A 24,933-nucleotide genomic window follows, 5' to 3' on the forward strand; every position below is an offset into this window, starting at 1 on the left:
ATTCGGAGGGCCGCGCATGAAGACGCTTTTGGCTGTCCTCACCGTTGTCGCGACACTTATCGGGATCTGGTATCTCGCCTGCGTGCCGATGAACATCAAGGGCGTCTTGGATGCGGCTGAACGGGCAGGGGAGCAGGTGACGCCTGCCACTGCAAGGGAGCGGCGCGATGCTTCGGCGCTTGGTCTCGTGGCGCAGAACAGCTTTGCCATTCCGCGTGTCTGGTCGGTGGAGCGCCCACGTCTGCCCGCCCCGCATCAGGTCGCCACGGAGCTGTGGGACACGACGGTGATGAAAAAGATCACCTCGAAGCGCAGCCTGATCTACCATGCGCAGGTGACGCTTTCGGCGACGCTTATGGGATTTGCCATCGGCACCGGGCTTGGCATCCTGCTTGCCGTGGGGATTGTGCATTCGCGGGTGATGGATATGTCGGTGATGCCCTGGGCCATCGTCAGCCAGACCATCCCCATCATCGCGCTGGCGCCGATGATTATCGTCGTGCTCTATTCCATTGGCGTACAAGGGCTTTTACCCAAGGCGATCATTGCCGCCTATCTCAGTTTCTTCCCTGTGGTCGTGGGCATGGTGAAGGGGCTGCGCAGTCCCGATCATATGCAGCTTGACCTGATGAAGACGTATTTTGCGTCTCAGGGGCAGGTGTTCTGGAAGCTGCGGTTGCCATCCTCGATGCCCTATCTCTTTGCCTCGCTGAAGATCGGGATTGCGGCCTCGTTGGTCGGTGCCATCGTGGGCGAATTGCCCACCGGCGCGGTTGCCGGACTTGGCGCGCGGCTTCTGGCGGGCAGCTACTACGGACAAACGGTGCAGATCTGGTCGGCGCTCTTTGCGGCGGCAATCCTGGCGGCGGCTCTGGTTGCGCTGCTGGGGCTGCTGGAGCGGGTGCTGCTGGGGCGCATGGGGGTGAAGCCATGAGCGATATGCTGACATCGAACGCCCGATGCAACCTGACCACAGAGGAGGTGCGCTGATGGGCTTGGTTCTTCTTGCACTGCTCGTGTGGATCGCGGGCTGGTGGATCAACGCGCGTCTGGCCAATGGACCAAAAGCCAATACCCGTGCGGTGGGGCTCTTGGTGCCTGCGATCTTTGGCTTGACGATCCTCATCGTCTGGGAACTGTTGGTGCGTGGCCTTCAGGTGCCCTTGGTGATCCTGCCCGCGCCTTCGTTGATCGCGGAGCGGTTTGCCTCCAGCCTGCCGATCCTTTGGGCGGACTTCAGCCAGACCATTCTGAAGGGCGCGCTTGGCGGCTATGTCATCGGTTGCGGTGCGGCGTTCCTGACGGCCATCCTTGTGGATCGCAGCGATTTCCTACGGCGGGGGCTGTTGCCGGTCGGGAACTTTGTCGCCGCACTGCCCATCGTTGGCACCGCGCCGATCCTCGTAATGTGGTTCGGTTTTGACTGGCAATCCAAGGCTGCGGTCGTGGTGGTGATGGTGTTCTTTCCGATGCTGGTGAATACGGTGGCGGGTTTGCGTGAAACCGATCAGATGCAGCGTGACCTGATGCGCACCTATGCGGCCTCCTATTGGCAAAGCCTGTTCAAGCTGCGCCTGCCAGCCGCGCTGCCTTTCGTGTTCAATGGGCTCAAGATCTCCACCACGCTTGCTTTGATCGGTGCGATCGTGGCCGAGTTCTTTGGCTCTCCGACCGTCGGGATGGGATTTCGCATCTCCACCTCGGTGGGCCAGCTGGCCCTCGATATGGTCTGGGCCGAAATCGTGGTCGCAGCACTTGCCGGATCGCTCTTTTACGGTCTGATGGCGCTTTTGGAGAAAACGCTGACCTTCTGGCACCCGTCTCAACGGGGCTGAAACTATCGGCGCCTCCGTGTTTTGCGGGTGCGCCTCATCCTTTGGGTGCAAGGCCTTAAACAGAGGGAAAAATCCCCGCCTTGGCCTGTGCTCAATGTATGCGCGAGGACGCCGTTTCGACCGTCAATAAGAAGCAAAACTTTTGCGTGTCGAGATGAGCTTGCGCATGATTTCATCATAATCAACAGGGAGTTCGAACTGATGAAAAACGTGCTAACAGCCGCCGCCATGGCACTGATGGCAACCTCCGCCGCACAGGCTGCGGATGAGGTCAAACTGCAATTGAAATGGGTCACGCAGGCACAGTTTGCGGGCTATTACGTGGCGCTCGACAAGGGGTTTTATGAGGAAGAAGACCTCGACGTGACCATCCTGCCCGGTGGCCCCGACATTGCGCCGACACAGGTGATTGCGGGCGGTGGCGCGGATGTCACCGTGGAATGGATGCCCGCGGCCCTCGCGGCGCGTGAAAAGGGCCTGCCCCTGGTCAATATCGCGCAACCGTTCAAATCCTCGGGCATGATGCTGACTTGCTGGAAAGACACTGGAATTTCCGAGCCTGCGGATCTGGCGGATCGCACGCTGGGGGTCTGGTTCTTCGGCAATGAGTTCCCCTTCATGAGCTGGATGGGCAAGCTTGGGATTTCCACCGAAGGCAAAGGCCCCGAGGGTGTCGAGGTGCTGAAGCAGGGGTTCAACGTCGACCCGCTGTTACAGCGCCAGGCGGATTGCATTTCAACCATGACCTACAATGAATATTGGCAGGTGATTGATGCGGGCGTGACGCCAGAAGAATTGTTGACCTTCAAATACGAGGATCAGGGCGTCGCGACGCTTGAGGACGGCCTTTATGTGCTCGAAGACAACCTGTCTGATGAGGCCTTTGTCGACAAGATGGAGCGTTTTGTGCGCGCTTCGATGAAGGGCTGGAAATATGCAGAATCCAACCCGGACGAGGCCGCGGAAATCGTGCTCGACAATGATGCGTCTGGTGCCCAGACCGAAACCCACCAGAAACGCATGATGCGCGAGATCGCAAAATTGACCTCTGGCAGCAATGGCGCGCTGGACGTCGCAGACTATGAACGCACCGTGGAAACACTGCTTACGGGTGGGTCTGATCCGGTGATTACCAAAACGCCAGAAGGGGCTTGGACCCACGCCATTACGGATGCGGCGTTGAACTAAACCTCTCGGCTAGTGAAGCCATCGTGAAACATCAGGATACCCAGCCAGAGCATTGGCTGGGTATCGTCAATTTTAAGAAAAAGTAACTTTCTGTTAAGGGGATAGGCGTTTGAGTTAATGTGTGCGGGGATCTGCTCCCTCGTGTCACGGGGGAAATGATGTCCCAGTTAACCAGTAACGTGTGTTTTTGTGGGGCGGCGTCGCCAAGCCTTCGCCGCTCCGCAGCCCTTGAACGGGCCTGTCTCGAAGCGCGAATGCGCACCCGAATGGGAGGCGGTCCTGAGGCTTTGGTGCTGTATTACAATGCAAATGTTCCGGTGCACCCTGCGGGGGAGCTGCGCGGTGCATATGCGGTGACAAACCTCACGGTTTGTAATGGGGCCTGCCTGCAAACGGAGGATGTCTTGGGCGCATTGGCCCATGGCTTTTCGCGCGTGTTCCTGGAATTATCTCCTGATATCAGATTGATCCACCGACAGCTTAATCTTGTTGAGGATATCGCCGCCTGCTCAGGCTTGGATGGAACCGTCGCCCTGTTTCATTCTGAAAATGCACTGGCTGTGTTGCTGGAAGAGCCTGTGACAGAAGAAACGATGCTGATCTTACCTCAGGAGCCACAAGACAGAGCGGAGGCAAATGCGGGCTATGTGACCATCTCTGAGGGCTGTACCCTGTGCCAACACTGCATCTGGTCCTGCCCAAGCGATGCCATCCACCTTGGTGAACAGGGTGATACGTTGGAAATTCGAGATCGCCACTGCACGGGGTGCGGTTTGTGCGCCAGTGCTTGCCCCGAGCGGGTGCTGGCGATCCTGCCGTTGCCCGCCGCTCAGCGTAGCGCCTGAGGCCAGTCAGTCGGAGAAGCGGCCGTATTTGCCCTGATGAAACACCAGACCAGATCCCAGATCCGAGCGCTGTGATACGCGTAGAACTTCACCCACAAGGATCGTGTGATCACCGCCGGGATGTGCTGCGTGATGTAGGCAATCCAACCGCGTGAGCGCGTCATCCAGCACCGGGTTCCCTTCGTCGTTGCGGCTCCATGGATGGGTGTCGAAAACCTCTCCGTGGCGGGCAAAATGCAGGGCTGCCTCCATATGCGTTTCTGCCATCACATGGATGGAGAAATGCTGCGCTTTGACAAATGGATCATGACGCTGGGATTGGATAGCAGGACACCAGAGCACCAGCGGCGGCGTCAGTGAGACGGATGTGAAACTGTTAACAGTGATCGCCAAAGGACCGCGCTCGGTTTGCGTTGTAACCACCACAACGCCGGTTGCAAAACACCCCAAGGCAGCGCGCATCTCGGCTTGTGTGTCTGGGCCGGGAATGAAGCTGGTTTGGGTCATAGAGCAGGGGTTCCGTTTCCGTGTTGGTTGCTGCAGGTGCGAAAGGCGCAGTGCGGCCCACGCCCTTATTTCAACCTCTGCACTAAGATGCAAAAGAAATTAAGAATAACGCCCCCGGCCATGCGGACGGAGGCGTTCAAAAAGCGACCCATGCCAAAAAGGGTTTAGCGCAAAACCGTTTCCACGACAGATGACATCTGAGTGGCGACGCGATTGATTTCTTCCATGGCATCAACGGTTTGCAGAACCCCTGCATCCCCATAGTAGGTGATCAAAGGCGCGGTCTGGGCATGATATGCCTCGAGCCGGCTGGCGACGGTTTCAGCCCGATCATCCGCACGACGGGTCAGTTCTGTACCACCGCATTTGGCACAGGTGTCCCCCGGCAACGGCGGCTTGAACGTGTCATGATAGCCTTCACCGCATCCCGCACAGGTGGAACGGCCCGAGATCCGTTCGACCATGGCCTCGTCGTTTACCTGCAAGCTAATGGCTGCATTGATGCGTTGTCCGGTCGAGGCCAGCAACGCATCAAGCGCCTTTGCCTGAACGGTGGTGCGGGGAAAGCCGTCGAGGATGACACCGTTTTTGCAATCCGCATCATTCATCCGATCCTTGAGAATGGCGATCACAATCTCATCGGACACCAATCCCCCGGCGTCCATTACGGCCTTGGCTTGTTTCCCGGCTTCCGTTCCGGCGGCTACCGCCGCACGCAGCAAGTCGCCGGTGGACAGTTGCACAAGCCCGTATTTTTCCTGCAACATACGGGCCTGGGTACCTTTGCCCGCACCGGGAGGCCCCAGCAGGATCAATACCGCTGGGCGGGTCATCACATCAGTGCTCATGTTCACTTACCCCTTGCTGGCGCGGTTGGTGATCAGATCGTCTACGACGGATGGGTCCGCGAGGGTCGAGGTATCGCCAAGGCTGCCAAAATCGTTTTCGGCGATTTTGCGCAGGATGCGGCGCATGATCTTGCCTGAACGGGTCTTTGGCAGGCCCGGCGCCCATTGGATCACATCCGGTGAGGCAATCGGACCAATTTCCGTACGCACCCACTGGCGCAGCTCCTTCATGAGCTCATCCGATGGCTCACGATCATTCATCAGGGTCACATAGCAGTAGATGCCCTGACCTTTGATCTCATGCGGGTAGCCCACCACGGCGGCCTCGGCCACGGCGGCATGTGCGACCAATGCGCTTTCGACCTCGGCGGTGCCCATGCGGTGACCGGAGACGTTGATCACGTCATCGACGCGCCCAGTGATCCAGTAATCACCCCCCTCATCGCGGCGGCAGCCATCACCCGTGAAATAGTAGCCTTTGTAGTCGGAGAAATAGGTTTTCTCGAACCGCTCATGATCGCCCCAAACGGTGCGCATCTGACCGGGCCAGCTATCCTTGATACACAGGACACCTTCGACACCATTGCCCTCGATTTCCGCGCCGGACTGCGGGTCAAGCACCACTGGCTCAATCCCGAAAAACGGCTTCATGGCTGCGCCGGGCTTGGTGGCATGCGCGCCGGGCAGCGGCGTCATCAGGTGGCCGCCGGTTTCGGTCTGCCACCAAGTGTCGACAATGGGGCATTTGCCCTTACCGACGACGTCGTTGTACCAGTTCCACGCTTCGGGGTTGATCGGCTCTCCCACAGTGCCAAGCACCTTGAGATCGGATAGATTGTATTTTTCAACAAATTCAGTGCCTTGACCCATCAATGCGCGAATGGCAGTGGGCGCGGTATAGAACTGATTGACCTTGTGTTTTTCGCAGACCGCCCAGAATCGACCGGCGTCGGGGTAGGTGGGCACGCCCTCAAACATCAGCGTGGTCGCGCCATTGGCGAGGGGGCCATAGACGATGTAACTGTGGCCCGTGACCCAGCCCACATCCGCCGTGCACCAGTAGATGTCGCCGTCGTGGTAGTCGAAAGTCACCTCATGGGTCAGCGCTGCGTAGGTCAGATAGCCGCCGGTGGTATGCACCACACCCTTGGGCTGGCCGGTAGAGCCGGAGGTGTAGAGGATGAACAGCGGATCCTCGGAGTTCATCTCGGCAGGCTTACAGTAATCGTTCGCCTCCAGTGCCATCTCGTTGTAGTCGTAGTCGCGCCCATCAATCCAAGTGGTCTGGCCGCCGGTGCGGCGCACCACGAGACATTTGACGCTCTCTTTGCAGTGCAGGAGCGCGGCGTCGGCGTTGGATTTCAGCGGAGTTTTGCGACCGCCACGCGGGGCCTCGTCTGCGGTGATAACAACCTTTGCATCACAGCCATTGACCCGCGCCGCCAATGCGTCCGGCGAAAAGCCTGCAAACACAATGGAATGGATGGCACCGATGCGCGCGCAGGCCAGCATGGCATAGGCCGCTTCTGGGATCATCGGCAGATAAATCACCACCCGGTCGCCTTTACCGACGCCCATGCTCTCTAGGATATTCGCCATGCGGCAGGTCTTCAGATGTAGCTCCTTATAGGAGATATGCTTGGCATCCTCGTTCGGATCATCGGGCTCCCAGATGATCGCGGTCTGATTGCCACGGGTCGCCAAATGGCGATCAATGCAGTTGGCGGCGACGTTCAATTGGCCGTCTTCGAACCATTTGATGTTCACATTGCCAAAGTCGTAGGAGACATCTTTGACCTTGGTGAAAGGCTTGATCCAGGTGATACGCTCTGCCTGTTCGGCCCAGAATTTCTCTGGGTTCTGAATGGATTGCGCGTACATCTCATCATATTTCGCAGCATCAATATGCGCGTTTTTGATAATGTCCTCAGACGGCGGGTACACTGCGCTCTCGGGCGTGGTCATGGAATGTCCTCCCTCCAATATTCTCTTGAGCGCGATCTCCACATGGAAGCGCGCCAAGAGTCAAACGTTCTCCAACCTCTGCGGTAATAATAAGCAAAGTTGAAAAGATGTGAATAAACATCGTTAAAATAAGGGCTTGCCTGTAAATCTCTTTCCGGTGCTTGCTGAAATACTGTAAATTCCCGCCGGATTTTGACGAATTTTACAAGATAAGACAGGGATTTTACTGTCAATCGCACCGCCCCTGTGCGGCTTTACAGGGCGCAATTGCGGGTCTTCGCGGCTGCGGCGATTCCGCGCAGCCTATCAGAGACGGTTGATCGGGACCTTCAGCATCGGGGTTCCATCGTCATCTGTGGGCATCTCACCTGCGCGCATATTGACCTGCAGCGAGGGGATGATCAGTTTGGGCATTGCCAGTTGTGCGTCACGTTCCGTGCGGAAACGAATGAACTCCTCGCGGCTTTTGCCGCCGCCCACGTGGATATTATGCGCCTTTTCGTCAGCGACGGTGGTCTCCCAGCGGATATCGCGTCCATTGGGGCCGTAATCATGGCACATGAACAGGTGCATCTCGTCCGGCAGCGCCAGTACCTTTTGGATCGAGTCATAAAGTTCGCCCGCATCTCCGCCGGGAAAGTCCGCCCGCGCTGACCCCCCATCGGGCATAAACAACGTATCCCCCACAAAGGCTGCGTTGCCGATCACATGCACCATACAAGCGGGCGTGTGGCCGGGCGTTGCCATGGCGAAACAGGAGATGTCGCCCACCATATACGTGTCGCCATCCTCAAACAGTTTATCGAACTGGCTGCCGTCACGCTGGAACTCGGTGCCCTCGTTGAAGATCTTTCCGAAGGTCTCCTGAACCTCCATAATCCGAGCGCCAATGCCGATTTTGCCGCCCAAACGGTCCTGAATATAGGGGGCAGCACTCAGATGGTCGGCGTGAACATGGGTCTCAATAATCCAGTCGAGCCTCAACTCGCGCTCGATGATGCAGGCAATGATCCGGTCGGCGTGGTCATAGGTAATCCGCCCGGCGGCATAGTCGATGTCCATTACACTGTCGATCACCGCAGCAGCGCCGGTGTGCGGGTCGCTCACAAGATAGCTGATCGTGTTGGTGGCGGGATCAAAGAAGCCTTCAACATGCGGCGCTTGCGACATTGAGAGGGGATAGGGCGGCATGAAACGTCCTCACGGTGACTGTCAGGTCTGGTGCGGGTCAGGGTATCTCATGCGTCCGACAGGCTCTGCAATATGCATTGCCTCATTACAAAGATGCGCGGCAATGCGCCGCTCAGGCGTGACGTTGCAATCGTTCCGGCGTTATCCTCATTCCTAGATCCGCAGTAGAGATCTCTTTACGGGCCAAGGGAGAGTAGATCTTATCGGTGGCAATGCGTGCCAAACGTGGATGCAGCGGGCGAAGGGCGCGTAGATCGGGCAGCAATGACGTCAGCTCCGCCTGTGCATCATTTGAGAGGCCTCGCAGGGACCACGGGCCGGGGTAGAAGCTCTCTGTCGGGATGCCACCTGCAAAGATCACCTCATGGCGTTCCAGCAAGACGTGGACATAGGTCACCCCATGTTGAGGGCAATGAGACTGAGCCTGTTCGGGCGCAAGCTGATGCAATTGATTTGCCCGCAAGAAAAGCTCCGCCTGATCGGTGTCGTTTAAAACAAAGCGGTGCTGCCTGGACACCGTCATGGGGTGAGGCAGGTTAAGAATGCCCCCCGGTTGCAATGTGATCGGGCGCAGGCGCGGATTGGCGCGCAGTGCTGCGCCTTCGATGTGAGATGTGCCAACCCACATCACCTGTTGCAGACCGTTGTCAGCGGTTTGCAATAGATCGCCAACACGCAGTGTCTCCACGGGGCAGGGACCACGTGCGGTCTCAATCAGTGTCCCCGCCGTAAAGCACGGGATACCTGCTGAATAAAGGCTTGCAGGTGTTGACAGGCTGGAGGGAGGAACGCCTTCCAGAACCAATTGCTCCCCTTCGGGGAACGTCATGACCGCATTGCCGCTGCCATCATCGGTTACGACAATATCGTAAATGGTGACAGCGCCGTCAGGGCCAGTGCCTCCCGCAAGATCGGACACATCAAGCTGATCGTTGTAGCGCCCGTCGCCATCAAGATCACCCATGCCAAAGTCAGTGATGGTATCGCGGCCACCGCTGGTTGTGAGGATGAACAGATCCTCACCACCGGCGCTGATCATTACGTCATCACCGAGACCGCCGGTTATCGTGTCGTGGCCGTTGCCACTTGAGAGGGTGTCATTGCCATCCGAACCGATGATCGTGTCGCTTCCGACACCGGCGTCGAGCACCACCCCGGTGGTAGAATTGCTCGCATCAAAGTAATCATCGCGATTGGTGAGCGTGAATTCTTCAATATCGCTGAAGGCAATGGTGTCGGTGCCGCTGTCGATCTCGCCGGACTCGTCGCCAGTGTAGGTGACCGTGACACCCGAGGACAGGTTCGAGGCATCGATCTGGTCGCCTTCCCCAGTGCCGCCGTCGATGGTGTCATCACCAAAGCTGTTTTCAAGGATGAACGTATCGTCCCCCTCGCCACCAATCAGCAGATCGTTGTCACTGGCTGTGACGGTGGGAGCTTCGGTGGTGAAAATATCGGCGGCTGTTACCGGGGTCGTCCCATCGTGGTAGATGAGAAAATTCTGTGTGTTCCCATTGTTATAGGTAATCGTAATATCGGCGTAGTGATATGACGTCGTCTCATAAGAACTGATCGAGATCGAGTAATATTCTTCGGGCAAGACAATACGGTCATTGCCAATATCGAAGTCCCCAATCTCCAAGGTGCCGGTCTGATTGGTGCTGCCGACAACGACATAATCCGCTTCACCATCCCCGACGCCCGCGTCTGCGGGGGTGTAGTTCATGCGGATTGTGGCATAGCCACCGGTTTCCGCAGTCCAGTGATAGAAATCCTGACCTGTGGTGCCTTGGTAGTTCGCGCCAGTATTGACCGTTTTATAGGTCGGGGTTGTGGCATCAGAATGGGTGCCACTGTAGATGACATCATCTCCGGCGCCACCAATGATCGTGTCATCACCTTCGCCGCCTTGGATGGTGTCGTTGCCTGCGCCACCCTCGATGCTGTCGTCGTGATTGGTGATCTCCTGACCGTCACCATCAATATAGCCGAGATCCATATTATCGGCGCCATTGGTGCCGTTCACAACATAGACCTGCGGTGTACCATCTACCACAGAGGTGGCAAAATGCCCCGATGAGCCGCTTTCGAAATCAGTGGTCTCATATTGTTCGGTCGCGGTCGGGTCGCTGGATCCTTCCAGCTCGTAGACATTCCCGTTGCCGTCGGTAATACCAATATTGTTACCTTGGTTATAGCCATCGCCGAACTGGATATCTTCGTAGATGAACTCGAGATCGAAGTTCCCGTCACCCGTATCCGTCAACACCACCTGAAACGAGTTGGTCCCCGTGCCGGAGTAGGGCGCGACATTCAGCCAAGTGATTGTGACTTTGCCGTTGGTGGGGTCGAGATCCCACAGTATGTCGCCGCCTTTGTTGAGGTCCATGTCGGTCCAGAGCGGCGCAATCAGAGGGCCTCCGTTGAAACCGGCTAACCCCTGCGAATAATAACTGGTGCTGTCCCAATCAAAGCCGATGACACCATTGGTGCCGACATTGAACCCCGTGTAGCTCTCACCAAAGAGTGTGATCCCGTCCGGGCCAAAAACAGACGTGATGTCGACATAGACACTGCCATCATCAAGCGTGCCAGTGTCGGGGCCGTTGGCAACAAAACTGTTTTCACCATAGCCTGACGTGCCGCCAAGGCCGGAGTTCATCGTGGCCATCTTACTCTTCCCGGCTCCGATACAAGGAGCCAATGCTGGTTAACGCGTGGACAAATTTCTATATTCTAATGTTTTATGAGGTTTCTCTTAAGTTCTGGTTTAGAGCGGTAAGGCGCGTAGATAATAAACTCAGCGCAAAAATCACAAACTGGTGAGGCGCTGGGCGCAGGGGAGCGTTGTGTGCGGCGAAGGCACAATGCGTCATCATTCCCAACAAGCTCAAAACCCGCCCGCGCTGAGGGAAGTGTCTGTTGAGACGAAGCGCCTATTCAGACAGTGTTCTGGGCCTCAAACATATCAAAGGCCTACACCGCGCTCATCGGTGCAGTCCTTTTGGTTTCATCGTGCGTCCACTGGCGAAAGGGACCGTTGCTTTCCCCCTTGGACTGACCCGGATTGGCACCAGTTCGAAGGGCGCAGGCCCTCGTTTAGGTGCCCGTGCGCAGTTCCGGCTCTGCTTGCGGCGTTTTGGGGGCAGACGGGATCGGCGCGACATGTTTTGCGATCTTCACTTCGCCTTCAGACACGAATTTTGCCATCTCTTGGGTCATGACATTTGCGTCACTCGAGAGTGTTTGGCTGGCTGCGGTGGTTTCTTCAACCATCGCGGCGTTGTGCTGTGTCACTTCGTCCAGATGACCGATGCCAGTGTTGATTTCATTCAGGGTGATCGATTGCTCCTCAGCGCCGCGGGCGATCTCGGTTACATTTTCCGAAATCGAGTTCACGCTGGTGATGATCGTCTCAAGCTCCGTACCCGCACGCCCCACAAGGGTGACGCCGTCGGACACATGTCGGGTACTTTGCTCGATCAACCCTTTGATCTCACCGGCCGCATCTGCTGAACGCAGGGCAAGGCTGCGTACCTCGGAGGCCACAACGGCAAAACCGCGACCCGCTTCTCCTGCGCGCGCGGCCTCAACACCGGCGTTCAGTGCCAACAAGTTGGTCTGGAAGGCAATATCGTCGATCACAGAGATGATCTTTGCAATGCCTTGCGAAGATTCTTCGATCTTGGACATCGCCTCGACAGCATCTTTTACCACTTGTCCGCTTTTTTCGGCTGTGACGCGTGCGTTTTGAACGTTGCCTTCGACGTCCCGCGCGCCTTCCGCTGCGGATCGTACGGTTGCCGTCAGTTCTTCTAGCGCGGCTGCGGTTTCTTCCAGCGTTGCTGCTTGATTTTCCGTACGTTGAGACAGTTCAGCAGAGGAACCGTTCAGTTGTCCCGCGGTTCGACTGACGCCATCGGCGACGTCGCGCACCGTACGGATCGCCGTCTGCAACGAGTCCACGGCCTCGTTATAGGCGGTAGACAGGCGGCCGATATCATCGATGTCGGAAGGAGCGCATCGATGGGTCAGATCACCATTTCGCAGATGTTCCAGCGCTGCGGCAATGCCGAGGATTTCCATACGGCGTTTGGTGATGTCGGTGGCGATCTTTACGATGCGCTCAACGGTCCCATCCTCGTTCAGATAGGGGGCATAGGTGGCTTGAATCCAAACCACTTCACCATCTTTGCGCAAGCGTGGAAACTGATCGGTTTGCGGTTTGCCTTCTGCCAGCTCACGCCACATGTTTTTGTAGCGATCGGTTTTGGCGAAGCTGGGGTAAACAAACATACTGTGATGCTTGCCTTGGATTTCCTCCAGTGTGTAGCCCAGCGTTTGCAAAAAGTTGTCGTTCGCGCGCAGGATGGTGCCATCCACTTCGAACTCGATAACTGCCTGCGTGCGTTCGATCATTGCGCGCAGTTTTCGATCCTCATTCAGATCGGTCGATGCAGCTTTCTGGGGCTTTCGCTTGAACATTTATGTCTACCACTTCATCTGTGACCAGGTCCAATGTCGGACAGTTCGTGGTTGATCAACCTAACTGATATATCCTAACAGAACCCTTCTTGATGGTGGTTTCACCACAGGTCTTGGGTGTTATGACTAATCATAGGTTAAGGTGCATATCCGCACCCTGCGCAGGTGATTTCCAACGCTGCTAAAGACAGTGATCTGTCCTTTTTTGCGTCAAAAATATTGGGATGAATATACCGCAATCCTGATGATTGCTTCCCCTAAGGCGTAAGCGAATACCTCAATATATCAACGCTTCACTTGGGCGGTTTCATGCTGTTTGGGATTTTGGCTCCGGCGGTAGGGATCGAACCTACGACCAATTGATTAACAGTCAACTGCTCTACCGCTGAGCTACGCCGGAGTGTGAGCGACCGTATAGCGATGCCGTTTCTGGGCGTCCAGAGCGAAAAACAAAAAACCGTCAAAAAAATCAATCCACACAGATGAATGTCGCTGAGAATGCCAATGGGCCGTTTGGTTGGATTTGCTGGCGTTGGGTCAGATCTACCAGATGGGCAAAGACGTTGCGCTCTGCAGCTGGCAGCAGGGCTGCGGGTGTGTCCTTGTAAATTTCGCGCGCAAGATCCGCAGCGGTTGCAGGCGCAGACCTCAATTGCGCGAGGACCGCGCGCTCACGCTCCAGACGGTGCGCGATCAGCCAGTCAAGTCGCGCAAGAGGCGATGCCACTGGCGCGCCATGGCCGGGTAGGAACAATGACCATTCGCGTAGTTGTAATTTGCGGCAAGAGGCCATGAAGTCTGTCAGATCCCCATCCGGAGGCGAGACAAGCGAACTGGCCCACCCCATGACATGGTCGCCGGAAAACAGGATGTCGCCGAGGGCAAAACACAAATGATTTCCAATATGGCCCGGCGTGTGCAACGCCTCAATCTGCCAGTCAGCTCCGCGTAAAATTTCTCCGTCCTCAAGGCAGTGGTCGCAAGCAAAGCTATGATCAATCCCTTCGCCGCCGCCTGCCGTACCCGTGAGGGCGAGGTCTTGCATGATGGCGCTGCGCCCGGCACCCGCGTCGCCGAAGGCATAGATCTGTGCGCCGGTTTTGTCCCTTAGGCGTTTGGCGAGGGGGGAGTGATCGAGATGACTGTGGCTCACCAGAATATGGCTGATGGTTTGGCCGGCCTGACACGCGGCAAGGATGGCGTTCAGATGCGCCTCAGACGCGGGGCCCGGATCAATCACCGCAAGCTCAGTGTCTCCGACCAAATACGTATTGGTGCCCCGATAGGTCATGGGCGATGGGTTTGGCGCGACAATTCTGCGAATACCGGTGGCAACCGTTTCGGGATGGCCGGGTTTGGGGTTGAACCCGTCGGTGGCTTGCGTTCTGCTCATGATGATCCTCTTTGACGGAGGGCGTAAACCTGTCCCGCTCTAGGCTTAGTCATGAAGTTCCCTCATCTCAAACACTATGTTCCACGCCTGCCCACCGGCATCTACGGCCGTGCTGCGCTTATTTTGCTGATGCCGGTGGTGGTTCTGCAACTGGTGGTGGCCTTTGTGTTTATCCGGCGCGACCTTGAGGATATCACGCAGCAGATGTCCTACACCGTGGTGCGAGAGCTGTTTGTGATCAATGATCAGATCGAGGCTGCGCCAACGCAAGAGGCTGCATTAAACGCGTTGGAGCCCTTGCTGCTGCGCCTGAATTTTCAGCTGCGATTTATCGGGCCGGATGAGGCGGAACCCGAAACCTATATCCCGTTTGAGGATCTTTCAGGCCGGGTCGTGCGCGATACAATGATGCGCAGCTTGCCAGAGTTTCACTCCATCCGGTTCACCCGGTCCCATGCAAGCTATATTGTGATGGGGACGAAATTCGGATTGGCAGAGATCGAATTCAGCCGCCGTCGCGCCACGGTCGCCGCCCCCCATCAGCTGATCGTTATCACTGTAGTGTTTGGCTTTATGCTGGTGGTGATCGCCATGGCCTATATGCGTAATCAGCTTCGCCCGATCAAACGGCTAGCGGATGCGGCAGAGGCGTTTGGGCGTGGGCGTGTGATCCCTTATCAGCCGCGTGGCGCGACCGAGGTGCGGGCTGCGGGGGCCGCGTTTAACGATATGCGCGCCCGGATTGATCGGCAGATCGAGCAACGCACATTGATGCTTTCGGGGGTGAGCCATGATCTGCGCACGCCGCTGACGCGGCTAAGGCTCAGTCTTTCCATGCTGGAAGACGACGACGCAGAACCGATGCTGCAGGATGTCAAGGAAATGGAGGATATGGTGAATGCCTTCCTCGATTTCTCGCGCGGGGTAACCACCAGTGCGATGGAGGAGACGGACCCCTGCGCGCTGGTTGAGGAGGCGGTCGATAACTGGACCCGGCAGGGAAAAACGGTGCATCTGGTAGAGACCATTGGCAATCGCACCGTGCCTCTTCGTGCGGCGGCAGTGCGCCGGGCGCTGGACAATCTAATTTCGAACGCGGTGCGCTATGGCACGCGGGCACGGGTGTCGGTGGCGGTCATGCAAAAGTCCCTGCGTATCCGGGTCGAAGATGATGGCCCCGGCATTCCCGAGGATCTGCGCGGCGATGCCATGCGCCCCTTCACGCGGCTTGATCCGGCCCGCAATCAGGATCTGGGCACCGGAGTTGGGTTGGGTCTTGCGATTGTGGCCGATATCGCGCGCGCACATGGTGGCACGTTACGGCTCGGAACCAGCGAAGAGCTGGGCGGGTTGCAGGCGGATATCGTAATCGCACTCTGAACCTGGACTTTATGGAGGCGCATTCAGCTGCACAAAAACGGCGGCTAGGGTGGTGGGAGATCAGAGATTCGAACTCTGGACCAAAGCGTTATGAGCGCTCTGCTCTAACCGCTGAGCTAATCTCCCGCCAGCAGCCTTATAGAACCGAACCACGGACCTCGCAATCCGTTCTGTGCAAGAAATTGAACCCGTTGCATCCCTGGTTGCATCCCACTGACATAGGAGGGGAAACTCTGCGTGACGACGCTCGAAATCAGGCCGTGACCGCCTGCAGGCGCGGGGCAGGGCGGCGGCTGCGAAATTCGTCTAATTTGGCAACCACACCTTCTATGACCAACTCTCTGCGGCGATCAATGCCGTGACGCGAGGGGTAGACGGCAAATACGTCTTTCTCCGGGGCGTCCCATTCGGGCAATACGCGCTCAAACTGGCCATCTTCGATCATCTCTTGCACAAAGAACAGCGGCACGCGTGAATAGCCTGTGCCGTTGGTGACCGCGTGGCGGATCAGATCGGGATCATCGGCAGTAAAGCCAACACGGATCGGCGCCAGCACCTCTTCGCCGTTGCGACTGAGCGGGAAGAAACCGTTGGTTTGGTCCTCGTAGTATTGAATGTACTTTAGTCGTGTCAGATCTTCGGGGCCGTCGGGGCGTCCCATTCGGTCCAGATAGTCAGGTGTCGCCAGCAGCACCGTCTCCATCGTGGCTATCCGGCGCCCCACGCCATCGGTTTCGCCAAGTCGTCCGGTGCGGATCGCCAGATCGTAGTTCTCGCGCACCACATCCACCAGACGATCCTCAAGACGCAGAATGATGTTCAGATCATCATGCTTGCGATCCAGATCCACCAGCATGGGACCAATCAGGTGACGCCCAAGAAAGCTGTTAACGCTGATGCGAAAATCGCCCGAGAGCCCTTCTTGCAACTGATCAAGCTCCGCCGTCATCCGATCATAGTTGCTGAGCAGGCCTTGCGCATGAGTGTAGACCAATTCGCCATAGCGCGTGGCGCGCACCCCTTGTGCAGTGCGATGCAGGAGCTGGTGACCGATGAGGCTTTCCAACTGTTTGATCTGCTGGCTCACTGCGGATTGCGTCATCTCCCGGCGTGCTGCGGCGCGGTTCAGGCTGCCCTCATCCAAGGCCACGATCAGAGTTTCAAGTAGCGACAGCCGGTCCATTGGCACTCCTATCGCAAATGCTAATACCCCTTATTAGCCATCAAAGACTGCAGAAGGCCACAGCAAAACACTATCTCGAGCTCGTCGGCGACATCCGCTGACATGGATATTGGAGCCTCTTATGACCCTTTCCCGTAGAACTCTTTTGAAATCCCTGGGCCTGGGCGGTGCGAGCCTTGCACTGCCGTCGTTTGGGATGATGGCACAGGCTGCACCTTCCGGCCCTGCACCCGTCTTGCATCAGTTTCGGTTTGGCGACGCCACCATCACCGCACTCCTGGATGGTCATCTGGCCATTCCTTCGGCAATTTTTACCGGGTCCGATCCAGCTAAGGTGGCAGAGACCCTCGCGGGCAGCTTTTATCGCGAAGGCGGGCAGGGGCTCGAAATTCCGGTAAACGGTTATTTGGTGGAGCGCGGGGGGCAATATACGCTGATTGATACCGGGACGGCGCAGCTCATGGGGCCTGATCTTGGTGGTCTTATGGCGGCGCTGGCGGCAACCGGCGTCACCGCAGAGCAGATCACAACTATCCTTTTGACACATATGCACCCGGACCACGCGGGAGGGCTGATCGCGCCCGATGGCAGTGCCGCCTTCCCGAATGCAGAGCTGGTGGTGGCGGAAACCGAATGGGGCTTTTGGTACGATGATGCCATCATGGCCTCAGTCGATGAAGGAAGCCGTGGTTTCTTTCAGATGGCGCGCGATGCGGTGGCACCCTATGCAGAGCGCAGAAAACCCTTCACCGGCGAGGTCGAAGTGGCACCCGGCTTTACCGCTATGCCGCTGCCGGGGCATACGCCGGGTCACAGTGGCTTTATGCTCGATGCGGGCGATGCGCAGCTCTTGTTCTGGGGCGATGTGGTGCACAGCACTGCGCTGCAATTCAAGAACCCGGACTGGACCATCCCGTTTGATGCGGATCAGCCATTGGCGGCGCAGACTCGCAAGGCGATGTTTGATCGCGCGGCTGCAGATCAGCTGTTGGTGACTGGCATGCATCTGGATTTCCCGGGTCTGGGCCGGGTGGAGCGCGACGGCGCGGCCTACGCATTTGATCAGGCACCATGGCAGTTCGGGCTTTGATCTGGCCCACTGAGCGCCGGATTTTGTAGCAATCAGTCAAATACCCCTCCCATTGTGCAGATTTCTGCGGTGGGAGGGGGACATTCCCTAGTTTCCTTCACCCGTCCTATAGGCTAAACGCTCGTCAACCATTGCGAAGGAGCCATGCGATGACCAGCGGCAAGAACGGTTTGACCTATGCAGATGCAGGGGTCGATATTGATGCGGGCAACGAACTTGTGGACCGGATCAAACCGGCCGCAAAGCGAACCAACCGCCCCGGCGTGATGAGCGGCCTCGGCGGCTTTGGCGCGCTGTTTGACCTGAAAGCTGCCGGATACGAGGACCCGATCCTTGTCGGTGCCACCGATGGGGTTGGGACCAAGCTGCGGATCGCCATTGATACCGGTCTTGTGGATGGCGTGGGCATCGACCTCGTGGCCATGTGTGTCAACGATCTGGTCTGTCAGGGCGCAGAACCGCTGTTCTTCCTCGACTACTTTGCCACCGGCAAACTGGAAACCGATGTCGCGGCGCGAATCATCGAAGGCATCGCTGAGGGCTGCGTGCGCTCTGGCTGCGCGCTGATCGGTGGTGAAACGGCAGAGATGCCGGGCATGTACCCCAAGGGTGATTTTGACCTCGCCGGCTTTGCCGTTGGCGCGATGGAGCGGGGCACCGCACTGCCCGAAGGCGTGAGCGAGGGCGATGTGCTCTTGGGACTGGCCTCTGATGGTGTGCACTCCAACGGCTATTCGCTTGTGCGCCAGATCGTGAAATATTCGGGCCTTGGCTGGGACGGCGACAACCCGTTTGGCGAGGGCAAACTGGGGGAGGCGTTGCTGACCCCGACGCGTCTTTATGTGAAGCAGGCCCTGGCTGCGGTACGTGCCGGGGGCGTCAATGCATTGGCGCATATCACTGGTGGCGGCCTCACCGAGAACCTGCCGCGCGTCCTGCCCGAGGGGCTGGGGGCTGATATCGACCTTGGTGCGTGGGAGCTTCCGGGTGTCTTCAAATGGCTGGCGGAAACTGGCGGCATTGAAGAGGGCGAGATGCTCAAGACCTTCAACTGCGGCATCGGCATGATGCTTGTGGTGAAGGCCGAGCGCGCCGATGCGCTGACCGAAGTGCTGGAGGGCGAAGGCGAAACCGTCGCGCGTCTCGGTACGGTGACAGCCGGGGAGGGCATCCGCTACACAGGCGGGCTGCTGTGAGCGACAAGAAACGCGTCGCCATTCTGGTTTCCGGCGGGGGCTCCAATATGGTGTCCCTCGTCGACAGTATGCTGAATGACGCCGATCATCCGGGCCAACCTTGTCTGGTGCTGTCCAACAACGCCGATGCCGGGGGGCTGACGAAGGCCGCCGCGCGCGGCGTTGCGACGGCTGTTGTGGATCATCGCCCCTTTGGCAAAGATCGCGAGGCGTTTGAGGCAGAGCTGGTAAAGCCTATCCTTGAGGCGCGCGCCGATGTCGTCTGTCTCGCGGGATTCATGCGGGTGCTGACCGCCGGTTTTGTGCGTCAGTTCGAGGGGCGGATGCTGAATATCCATCCGTCTCTCCTGCCCAAATATAAGGGCCTGCATACCCATGCCCGGGCGTTGGAGGCAGGCGATGATCGCCACGGCTGCACCGTGCATGAGGTGACGCCACTTTTGGATGATGGCCCAATCCTGGGACAAGCCGAGGTGCCAGTAAATCCCGGCGACACGCCGGATGATCTGGCAGCGCGCGTGTTGGTGCAGGAACATCGCCTCTATCCGGCGGTGCTTGCACGTTATCTGCGCGGCGAGCGTGACGTCCTTCATCTGAGCTGAACTGCAACCTTCTTGCTCTTAGAGGGTTTGCAACCCGCTCGCACTCGTCGTATCAACGGGGGACCGAGCGGCAGAAACCCTTAATAAAGACCCATTTGATGAAAACTCTGACCACCACCGACGAGCTGCGCGCCTTTTGTGAAGAGGCCGCGAATTATCCTTATGTGACGGTCGATACCGAGTTTCTCCGAGAGCGCACCTATTACTCCAAACTTTGCCTGATCCAGATTGCCTTTCGGGGGGATGGCAAAACAGATGCGGTTCTGGTCGATCCGCTTTCAGGTGATCTGTCGCTGGAGCCTTTGTACGAGCTCTTTCGCAATGAGGATGTGGTCAAGGTTTTTCATGCCGCGCGTCAGGATCTGGAGATCTTTTGGGTGGATGCATCCGTCTTCCCCAAGCCGCTGTTTGACACGCAGGTCGCAGCCATGGTCTGCGGCTTTGGTGAACAGGTTGGATACGAGACGCTGGTGCGCAAGATCTGCAAGCAAGGCCTTGATAAAACGTCACGTTTTACCGACTGGTCGCGTCGCCCGCTATCCGACGCTCAAAAAACCTATGCTTTGGCTGATGTTACCCATCTGCGCCAGATCTATGAGCACCTGCGCAAAGAACTGGACAAGACCGGGCGTAGCCATTGGGTGGCGGAAGAGTTGCAGGTTCTGACCGATCCCGCGACCTATGATATTCAGCCCCGAGAGGCATGGCGTCGGGTCAAAACCCGCACCAATTCTGGTAAGTTCCTTGCTGTGGTGCGTGAGCTTGCGGCCTTTCGCGAGGAATACGCCCAGACCAACAATGTGCCCCGCAACCGGGTTTACAAGGATGACGCATTGGTGGAACTCGCGTCCACCAAGCCGCACACGCCGTCTGATCTGGGCGGCTCGCGCCTGTTGCTGCGTGAAGCGCGTAAGGGCGCGATCGCTGAGGGGATTTTGAAAGCGGTGGAACGTGGCGTGAATTGTCCGCAGGAGGACATGCCCCAAGCGGACCGTTCACGCGAAAAAATGCAGATCAATGGCGCGCTTGCGGATCTGTTACGGGTGCTTTTGAAAGCAAAGACCGAAACCGCCGGTGTTGCGGCCAAGCTGATTGCGCCTTCCGCAGATCTGGATGCCATCGCCGCAGGCGAGCGGGATGTACCTGCGCTCAAGGGCTGGCGTCATGAAGTCTTCGGCTCAGACGCGCTGCGCCTGTGCAATGGTGAGATTGCGCTTGCAGCCAAGGGACAGCTGGTGAAGGTTGTCGACCTCTGATCGCATCGTGACTAAGTGACCAAGCAACAAAAAACGCGCCCGGATGACCGTGGCGCGTTTTTTGTTGCTGTCTGTTGGCGTCTTTAGCGGCGGGTTTCGCGGGCGTTTTCTTTTCCCACAACCCGCAGGACACGGACACCTGCAAGATCCTGATTAGAGAGGCTCACCGCCGCGCGGATGGTGCGTGTTGCGACGGTGCCCTGATAGGTTGCTTTCTTGGGATAGGTCACGCGGAAGGTATATTCCAACTGCCCCGGCTCTTGTGGGTCGGCAGGCACCAGTTTGGCGTCAAAGGCACCGTTACGGGCGGCTTCGCCCTCGACAGTGAGGATCGCCCCGACCGACGTGCGCTCAATCCGCATGTCCTTGATGACTGCGATGGGGAGGCTGCGGTCTTCGCCTTTGTCATCCTTGCGACCCAGAAGGTTGGTTTTTTCTTCTTCCTGCGGGATCAGCGGATTCAGGTTTTCATCCACAGTGTTTGTGGTTTCGCGCGATTTGCCGAACCAGTTGGTCGGGTTGACGCGCGAATCGCGCCATCCACCGCAGGACGACAGGACCAATGTGCTAATCAGAAGGGCGCCGATAGTGATACGCATGAATACCTGCCGCAGTCAGAGTTACTTGCAAAACTGACTACCCGATTGAAGCGGCGTTGAAAAGCGGTTGAAAAGACTAAGGCTCTGGCCTAGGTCCGATCTGTTGCCACATGACTGCGAGATGAGGTTTGCTATGGCCAGTGCCGCCTTCGAGGAAATCGTCGAGGATTTTGAGTTCTTTGAGGATTGGGAAGATCGCTACCGCCATGTGATCGAGCAGGGCAAGGCGATGCCGCCTCTGGATGAGGCGCTGAAAGTGCCTGCAACCAAGGTGGATGGCTGCGCAAGTCAGGTCTGGCTGCATCCGCAGATCGAGAATGGTGTATTCCATTTCGATGGCGACAGCGACGCGATGATCGTCAAAGGGCTGATTGCGGTTTTGCGCAAGCTCTACAATGGGTTGACGCTCAAAGAGGTGCTGGCGGTGGATGCGCGGGCGGAAATGGGGCGCCTTGGTCTGAATGACCATCTGTCGGCGCAGCGATCCAATGGGTTGCGCGCCATGATTGAGCGTATCCGCGACACGGCTGCAGCGCAGGTTTGACCCCTAAAGAGGGCGCTGCCCCTCTTGGCCTGCGGCCAATTCACCCCGGGATATTTTTAGTTAGAAGAGGGGGCGGACTTGCCCCAGGACTTGAGCGTGGTCTCAAGATCGCCGTAGCCCGTGTGGCGGTGAATAAAGTCCAACCCCATACGTTTGGCGCAGTCGCGTGCTTTACCCAAAAGCGCCGAGTCGCGGATCTGTGACTGGTAGATCAGGGTGGTGTAATTCCCGAATATCATGTCGCGCAGCTCTGGGTTCTTATCAAGCCCCATGGGGCGCCAGACGAAGGCGTCGAATTGTTTGACGAGAAAATCCGTGAGGTAAAAAGCGGTGATTTCCCCGGCCTCTGACAGGGTGTCGAACCGGGTGTTGCCTTCGAAAAACGCGTAGCAATGTGGGCCGGGCACCATCTCAACGCCGAGGTCTGTACATTTTTTCTGCAACTGGCCGCCGGTGCCGCAATCGGCGTAGACCACATAGATCTGATCGTAGATCGCGCGATGTTTTGCCACTGCGGCCTCTACATGCGTGATGATCTGATCGGGGTAAAGATGCAGCTTTGCGGGCAGGCAGGTCAGATCCATGTGATCCAGCCCGTTTGCATTGCAGATGTCGAGGATTTCGCGGGCGAGCGCGCCGCAGGCGATCAGCAGGATGCGGCCTGTTTTGCGTTCCGGTGCAGCAAGGCCGTTTTCTGTAAGGCTTCTATCGTCAAGAGATGTGCCATTGGGCAAGGGGAGGGCTGCCCGGTGTGATAGCCGGGCAGCTCGGCCGCGTCTGAGGGACGCGGCGGCCATTTTAGGCGTTCATGGCGTTGTGTTTGCGCGCGACATATTCTTTTGCCGTCTCCACAGCAACAGCTGCGTCGCGGCAGTAGGCATCGGCGCCGATGGCTTTGCCGAATTCCTCATTCAACGGTGCGCCGCCCACCAAAACGATGTAGTCGTCGCGCTTGCCTTGTTCGATCATCGTGTCGATCACGACTTTCATATAGGGCATGGTGGTGGTCAGCAGCGCGGACATGCCGAGGATGTCGGGTTTATGTTCCTCAAGCGCCTCGAGATAGTTTTCGACCGGGTTATTGATGCCGATGTCGACCACCTCAAAGCCGGCACCTTCCATCATCATGGAGACGAGGTTTTTGCCAATGTCGTGAATGTCGCCTTTGACTGTGCCGATCACCATGGAGCCCATGCGCGGTGCGCCGGTTTCCGCCAGAAGCGGTTTCAGGATCGTCATGCCGCCCTTCATGGCATTGGCCGCAAGCAGTACCTCGGGCACAAACAGGATGCCATCACGGAAGTCAGCGCCAACGATGGTCATACCGCCCACGAGGGCTTCGGTCAGGATTTTGTAAGGTGCCCAGCCGCGTTCCAGAAGGATGTTCACGCCCTCTTCGATCTCTTCCTTGAGACCGTCATAGAGGTCGTCGAACATCTGTTGGACCAGTTCCTCGTCATCGAGTTCTGAGAGGATGATGTCTTCTTCTTCCGACATATCTGCATTCCTTAGCTGGCGGGCCTGGCTGAATTGGCCATTTCATACGTTTGTGACAGATGTTCAGATCTCCACTGTTTCGATTGCGACATTGACGCGTTTCGAACCGACCTTTGGTTGGGGAATTGGGATAGTTTGATCGGTTCAACCCATGGGTTTTGCTGATTTTGCGCAGTAAGTTCTTTATTTGTTCCTATGCATGTGCCATTTGGAACGTATGCAGAACACTGATCGATTTTCCACCCCACGTCGCAAATCTCGCGGGGCGCTTAGCAATGCGGCAGGTCGCTTTGACTTGCTGCGCGAAAACGTGGACGATGGCTGGCAGCAAGAGCTGCCCGATACGTCGATCGCGACAGAGATTCGCAGCGAGTTGGCGCGTAGTCTGATCTCTTATAACCGCTCTCCTGATTTGCCGTTTGATCGTTCCATCAATCCATATCGCGGGTGTGAACATGGCTGTATCTATTGCTTTGCGCGGCCGTCTCACGCCTATCTCGGTCTGTCGCCGGGGCTGGATTTTGAAACACGACTGATTGCGCGCAGCAATGCGGCAGAGGTGTTGCGCAAGGAGTTATCTGCGCGAAGCTACAAGGTAGCGACACTGGCAATTGGGACCAATACCGACCCTTACCAACCCTGCGAGCGGGATCATCAATTGATGCGGCACTGTCTTGAGGTGCTGCAGGCGTTCAATCACCCGGTGGCGATTGTGACCAAAGGGGCGATGATCGAACGCGATATCGACATTCTTGCGGATATGGCGACCCGAGGTCTGGTGCGGGTGGGCGTTTCCGTGACCACGTTGGATGCAGATCTGTCGCGGCGGATGGAGCCGCGCGTGCCCGCTCCGGCGCGCCGACTGGCCACCATCCGTCGGTTGAGTGAGGCGGGTATTCCGGTTCGGATCATGACGTCGCCACTGGTGCCGGGGCTTACTGATCACGAATTAGAAGCGCTTTTGGCAGCGGGGCAAGAGGCGGGAGCGGATGCCGCCAGTTGGATCATGCTGCGGCTGCCGCGTGAGGTATCGGATTTGTGGCAGGATTGGTTGCAGGAGCATGAACCGGACCGTGCTGCCAAGGTCATGGCCCGGTTGCGCGAGATGCACGGCGGACGGGATTACGATCCGCGATGGGGGCATCGTATGCGAGGGGAGGGCGAATATGCGGATATGATCGCGCGGCGCTTTCGGCTTGCGTGTAAACGGCTTGGGCTGGCGGAACGATCACCGCCGCTCAGAACTGACCTATTTGCAAAACCCGCTCAGGCGGGCGATCAACTGAGCCTGTTTTCGTAATTCAAAATAGCAAGAGAGCCGTGGCATAG

22 protein-coding genes and 2 tRNA genes are annotated in these 24,933 nt (G+C 57.5%); 11 read left to right on the plus strand and 13 right to left on the minus strand.

Going from position 1 to position 24,933, the window contains the following annotated elements:
- The first annotated feature begins 16 nt into the window (after positions 1 to 16).
- The 4 genes from K529_RS06105 to K529_RS06120 all read left to right on the plus strand — a co-directional run bounded on the left by K529_RS06105 (position 17) and on the right by K529_RS06120 (position 3,868).
- The gene (locus K529_RS06105) at positions 17 to 934 is read left to right on the plus strand and encodes an ABC transporter permease (RefSeq protein WP_005622587.1); all 918 of its coding nucleotides are present in this window, start codon (positions 17 to 19) and stop codon (positions 932 to 934) included.
- 55 nt (positions 935 to 989) lie between these two features.
- Positions 990 to 1,835, plus strand: coding sequence for an ABC transporter permease (locus K529_RS06110; RefSeq protein ID WP_005622588.1), 846 nt, complete (start codon positions 990 to 992; stop codon positions 1,833 to 1,835).
- A 201-nt stretch (positions 1,836 to 2,036) separates the two neighbouring features.
- Positions 2,037 to 3,023, plus strand: coding sequence for an ABC transporter substrate-binding protein (locus K529_RS06115; protein WP_005622590.1), 987 nt, complete (start codon positions 2,037 to 2,039; stop codon positions 3,021 to 3,023).
- A gap of 266 nt (positions 3,024 to 3,289) precedes the next feature.
- The gene (locus K529_RS06120; protein ID WP_005622592.1) at positions 3,290 to 3,868 is read left to right on the plus strand and encodes a 4Fe-4S dicluster domain-containing protein; all 579 of its coding nucleotides are present in this window, start codon (positions 3,290 to 3,292) and stop codon (positions 3,866 to 3,868) included.
- A gap of 6 nt (positions 3,869 to 3,874) precedes the next feature.
- Here the strand turns inward: K529_RS06120 and K529_RS06125 are convergent, their stop codons facing one another.
- From K529_RS06125 to K529_RS06160, 8 genes are all read right to left on the minus strand, one after another.
- Positions 3,875 to 4,375, minus strand: coding sequence for a flavin reductase family protein (locus K529_RS06125; RefSeq protein WP_005622594.1), 501 nt, complete (start codon positions 4,373 to 4,375; stop codon positions 3,875 to 3,877).
- A 164-nt stretch (positions 4,376 to 4,539) separates the two neighbouring features.
- Positions 4,540 to 5,223, minus strand: a complete 684-nt coding sequence (locus K529_RS06130) for an adenylate kinase (RefSeq protein ID WP_005622596.1) — start codon at positions 5,221 to 5,223, stop codon at positions 4,540 to 4,542.
- 6 nt (positions 5,224 to 5,229) lie between these two features.
- Entirely contained in the window at positions 5,230 to 7,188 is a 1,959-nt protein-coding gene (gene acs / locus K529_RS06135; protein ID WP_005622598.1) for an acetate--CoA ligase, read from the minus strand.
- A gap of 306 nt (positions 7,189 to 7,494) precedes the next feature.
- The gene (locus K529_RS06140; RefSeq protein ID WP_005622600.1) at positions 7,495 to 8,379 is read right to left on the minus strand and encodes an MBL fold metallo-hydrolase; all 885 of its coding nucleotides are present in this window, start codon (positions 8,377 to 8,379) and stop codon (positions 7,495 to 7,497) included.
- A 112-nt stretch (positions 8,380 to 8,491) separates the two neighbouring features.
- On the minus strand, positions 8,492 to 11,050 hold the full coding sequence (locus K529_RS06145) for a Hint domain-containing protein (protein WP_005622602.1): 2,559 nt from the start codon (positions 11,048 to 11,050) through the stop codon (positions 8,492 to 8,494).
- 428 nt (positions 11,051 to 11,478) lie between these two features.
- Positions 11,479 to 12,864 carry a methyl-accepting chemotaxis protein gene (locus tag K529_RS06150; protein ID WP_005622604.1) on the minus strand — a complete coding sequence of 462 codons (1,386 nt, stop codon included), beginning with the start codon at positions 12,862 to 12,864 and terminating at the stop codon, positions 11,479 to 11,481.
- A 325-nt stretch (positions 12,865 to 13,189) separates the two neighbouring features.
- Positions 13,190 to 13,264, minus strand: a tRNA-Asn gene (locus K529_RS06155).
- 69 nt (positions 13,265 to 13,333) lie between these two features.
- The gene (locus K529_RS06160) at positions 13,334 to 14,257 is read right to left on the minus strand and encodes an MBL fold metallo-hydrolase (protein WP_005622606.1); all 924 of its coding nucleotides are present in this window, start codon (positions 14,255 to 14,257) and stop codon (positions 13,334 to 13,336) included.
- Between the two features lie 51 nt (positions 14,258 to 14,308).
- On the opposite strand from K529_RS06160, the gene K529_RS06165 reads away from it, so the two are divergent.
- Positions 14,309 to 15,637, plus strand: a complete 1,329-nt coding sequence (locus tag K529_RS06165) for an ATP-binding protein (protein ID WP_005622608.1) — start codon at positions 14,309 to 14,311, stop codon at positions 15,635 to 15,637.
- Between the two features lie 50 nt (positions 15,638 to 15,687).
- Here K529_RS06165 and K529_RS06170 read toward each other — a convergent pair.
- Positions 15,688 to 15,763 (minus strand) — tRNA-Ile (locus K529_RS06170).
- A gap of 127 nt (positions 15,764 to 15,890) precedes the next feature.
- Complete coding sequence (locus K529_RS06175) at positions 15,891 to 16,820, minus strand: LysR family transcriptional regulator (RefSeq protein WP_005622610.1); 930 nt, start codon at positions 16,818 to 16,820, stop codon at positions 15,891 to 15,893.
- A 121-nt stretch (positions 16,821 to 16,941) separates the two neighbouring features.
- On the opposite strand from K529_RS06175, the gene rmmL reads away from it, so the two are divergent.
- The 4 genes from rmmL (at position 16,942) to rnd (ending at position 20,964) form a co-directional block, all read left to right on the plus strand.
- Complete coding sequence (gene rmmL / locus K529_RS06180) at positions 16,942 to 17,910, plus strand: quorum-quenching N-acyl-homoserine lactonase RmmL (protein WP_040642402.1); 969 nt, start codon at positions 16,942 to 16,944, stop codon at positions 17,908 to 17,910.
- Between the two features lie 149 nt (positions 17,911 to 18,059).
- The gene (gene purM, locus K529_RS06185; protein ID WP_005622613.1) at positions 18,060 to 19,106 is read left to right on the plus strand and encodes a phosphoribosylformylglycinamidine cyclo-ligase; all 1,047 of its coding nucleotides are present in this window, start codon (positions 18,060 to 18,062) and stop codon (positions 19,104 to 19,106) included.
- Between the two features lie 47 nt (positions 19,107 to 19,153).
- A complete protein-coding gene (purN, locus tag K529_RS06190) occupies positions 19,154 to 19,708 on the plus strand; it encodes a phosphoribosylglycinamide formyltransferase (RefSeq protein WP_235858798.1) in 555 nt (184 codons plus the stop codon).
- Between the two features lie 98 nt (positions 19,709 to 19,806).
- Positions 19,807 to 20,964, plus strand: coding sequence for a ribonuclease D (gene rnd / locus K529_RS06195; protein WP_005622617.1), 1,158 nt, complete (start codon positions 19,807 to 19,809; stop codon positions 20,962 to 20,964).
- 83 nt (positions 20,965 to 21,047) lie between these two features.
- Here the strand turns inward: rnd and K529_RS06200 are convergent, their stop codons facing one another.
- Positions 21,048 to 21,563 carry a hypothetical protein gene (locus K529_RS06200; protein ID WP_005622619.1) on the minus strand — a complete coding sequence of 172 codons (516 nt, stop codon included), beginning with the start codon at positions 21,561 to 21,563 and terminating at the stop codon, positions 21,048 to 21,050.
- 133 nt (positions 21,564 to 21,696) lie between these two features.
- Between K529_RS06200 and K529_RS06205 the strand changes: the two genes are divergently transcribed.
- Positions 21,697 to 22,107: a SufE family protein gene (locus K529_RS06205; RefSeq protein ID WP_005622621.1), complete on the plus strand. Its 411-nt coding sequence runs from the start codon at positions 21,697 to 21,699 to the stop codon at positions 22,105 to 22,107.
- A gap of 56 nt (positions 22,108 to 22,163) precedes the next feature.
- Here K529_RS06205 and K529_RS06210 read toward each other — a convergent pair whose 3' ends face one another.
- Both K529_RS06210 and K529_RS06215 read right to left on the minus strand, forming a co-directional pair.
- On the minus strand, positions 22,164 to 22,904 hold the full coding sequence (locus K529_RS06210) for a DUF1638 domain-containing protein (protein ID WP_040642425.1): 741 nt from the start codon (positions 22,902 to 22,904) through the stop codon (positions 22,164 to 22,166).
- A gap of 1 nt (position 22,905) precedes the next feature.
- Entirely contained in the window at positions 22,906 to 23,604 is a 699-nt protein-coding gene (locus K529_RS06215; protein ID WP_005622625.1) for a corrinoid protein, read from the minus strand.
- A 217-nt stretch (positions 23,605 to 23,821) separates the two neighbouring features.
- On the opposite strand from K529_RS06215, the gene K529_RS06220 reads away from it, so the two are divergent.
- Positions 23,822 to 24,904 carry a PA0069 family radical SAM protein gene (locus K529_RS06220; RefSeq protein ID WP_046002163.1) on the plus strand — a complete coding sequence of 361 codons (1,083 nt, stop codon included), beginning with the start codon at positions 23,822 to 23,824 and terminating at the stop codon, positions 24,902 to 24,904.
- Positions 24,905 to 24,933 lie beyond the last annotated feature (29 nt).

Origin of the sequence: Tritonibacter mobilis F1926 (assembly GCF_000376545.2) — a bacterium.
In the GTDB taxonomy this organism is placed as follows: domain Bacteria; phylum Pseudomonadota; class Alphaproteobacteria; order Rhodobacterales; family Rhodobacteraceae; genus Epibacterium; species Epibacterium mobile.

Coding starts and splice junctions, on each gene's coding strand:
- K529_RS06105 (WP_005622587.1), top strand. CDS start 17: ATGAAGACGCTTTTGGCTGTCCTCACCGTTGTCGCGACACTTATCGGG.
- K529_RS06110 (WP_005622588.1), top strand. CDS start 990: ATGGGCTTGGTTCTTCTTGCACTGCTCGTGTGGATCGCGGGCTGGTGG.
- K529_RS06115 (WP_005622590.1), top strand. CDS start 2,037: ATGAAAAACGTGCTAACAGCCGCCGCCATGGCACTGATGGCAACCTCC.
- K529_RS06120 (WP_005622592.1), top strand. CDS start 3,290: ATGGGAGGCGGTCCTGAGGCTTTGGTGCTGTATTACAATGCAAATGTT.
- K529_RS06125 (WP_005622594.1), bottom strand. CDS start 4,375: ATGACCCAAACCAGCTTCATTCCCGGCCCAGACACACAAGCCGAGATG.
- K529_RS06130 (WP_005622596.1), bottom strand. CDS start 5,223: ATGAGCACTGATGTGATGACCCGCCCAGCGGTATTGATCCTGCTGGGG.
- acs (WP_005622598.1), bottom strand. CDS start 7,188: ATGACCACGCCCGAGAGCGCAGTGTACCCGCCGTCTGAGGACATTATC.
- K529_RS06140 (WP_005622600.1), bottom strand. CDS start 8,379: ATGCCGCCCTATCCCCTCTCAATGTCGCAAGCGCCGCATGTTGAAGGC.
- K529_RS06145 (WP_005622602.1), bottom strand. CDS start 11,050: ATGGCCACGATGAACTCCGGCCTTGGCGGCACGTCAGGCTATGGTGAA.
- K529_RS06150 (WP_005622604.1), bottom strand. CDS start 12,864: ATGTTCAAGCGAAAGCCCCAGAAAGCTGCATCGACCGATCTGAATGAG.
- K529_RS06160 (WP_005622606.1), bottom strand. CDS start 14,257: ATGAGCAGAACGCAAGCCACCGACGGGTTCAACCCCAAACCCGGCCAT.
- K529_RS06165 (WP_005622608.1), top strand. CDS start 14,309: ATGAAGTTCCCTCATCTCAAACACTATGTTCCACGCCTGCCCACCGGC.
- K529_RS06175 (WP_005622610.1), bottom strand. CDS start 16,820: ATGGACCGGCTGTCGCTACTTGAAACTCTGATCGTGGCCTTGGATGAG.
- rmmL (WP_040642402.1), top strand. CDS start 16,942: ATGACCCTTTCCCGTAGAACTCTTTTGAAATCCCTGGGCCTGGGCGGT.
- purM (WP_005622613.1), top strand. CDS start 18,060: ATGACCAGCGGCAAGAACGGTTTGACCTATGCAGATGCAGGGGTCGAT.
- purN (WP_235858798.1), top strand. CDS start 19,154: ATGGTGTCCCTCGTCGACAGTATGCTGAATGACGCCGATCATCCGGGC.
- rnd (WP_005622617.1), top strand. CDS start 19,807: ATGAAAACTCTGACCACCACCGACGAGCTGCGCGCCTTTTGTGAAGAG.
- K529_RS06200 (WP_005622619.1), bottom strand. CDS start 21,563: ATGCGTATCACTATCGGCGCCCTTCTGATTAGCACATTGGTCCTGTCG.
- K529_RS06205 (WP_005622621.1), top strand. CDS start 21,697: ATGGCCAGTGCCGCCTTCGAGGAAATCGTCGAGGATTTTGAGTTCTTT.
- K529_RS06210 (WP_040642425.1), bottom strand. CDS start 22,904: ATGGCCGCCGCGTCCCTCAGACGCGGCCGAGCTGCCCGGCTATCACAC.
- K529_RS06215 (WP_005622625.1), bottom strand. CDS start 23,604: ATGTCGGAAGAAGAAGACATCATCCTCTCAGAACTCGATGACGAGGAA.
- K529_RS06220 (WP_046002163.1), top strand. CDS start 23,822: ATGCAGAACACTGATCGATTTTCCACCCCACGTCGCAAATCTCGCGGG.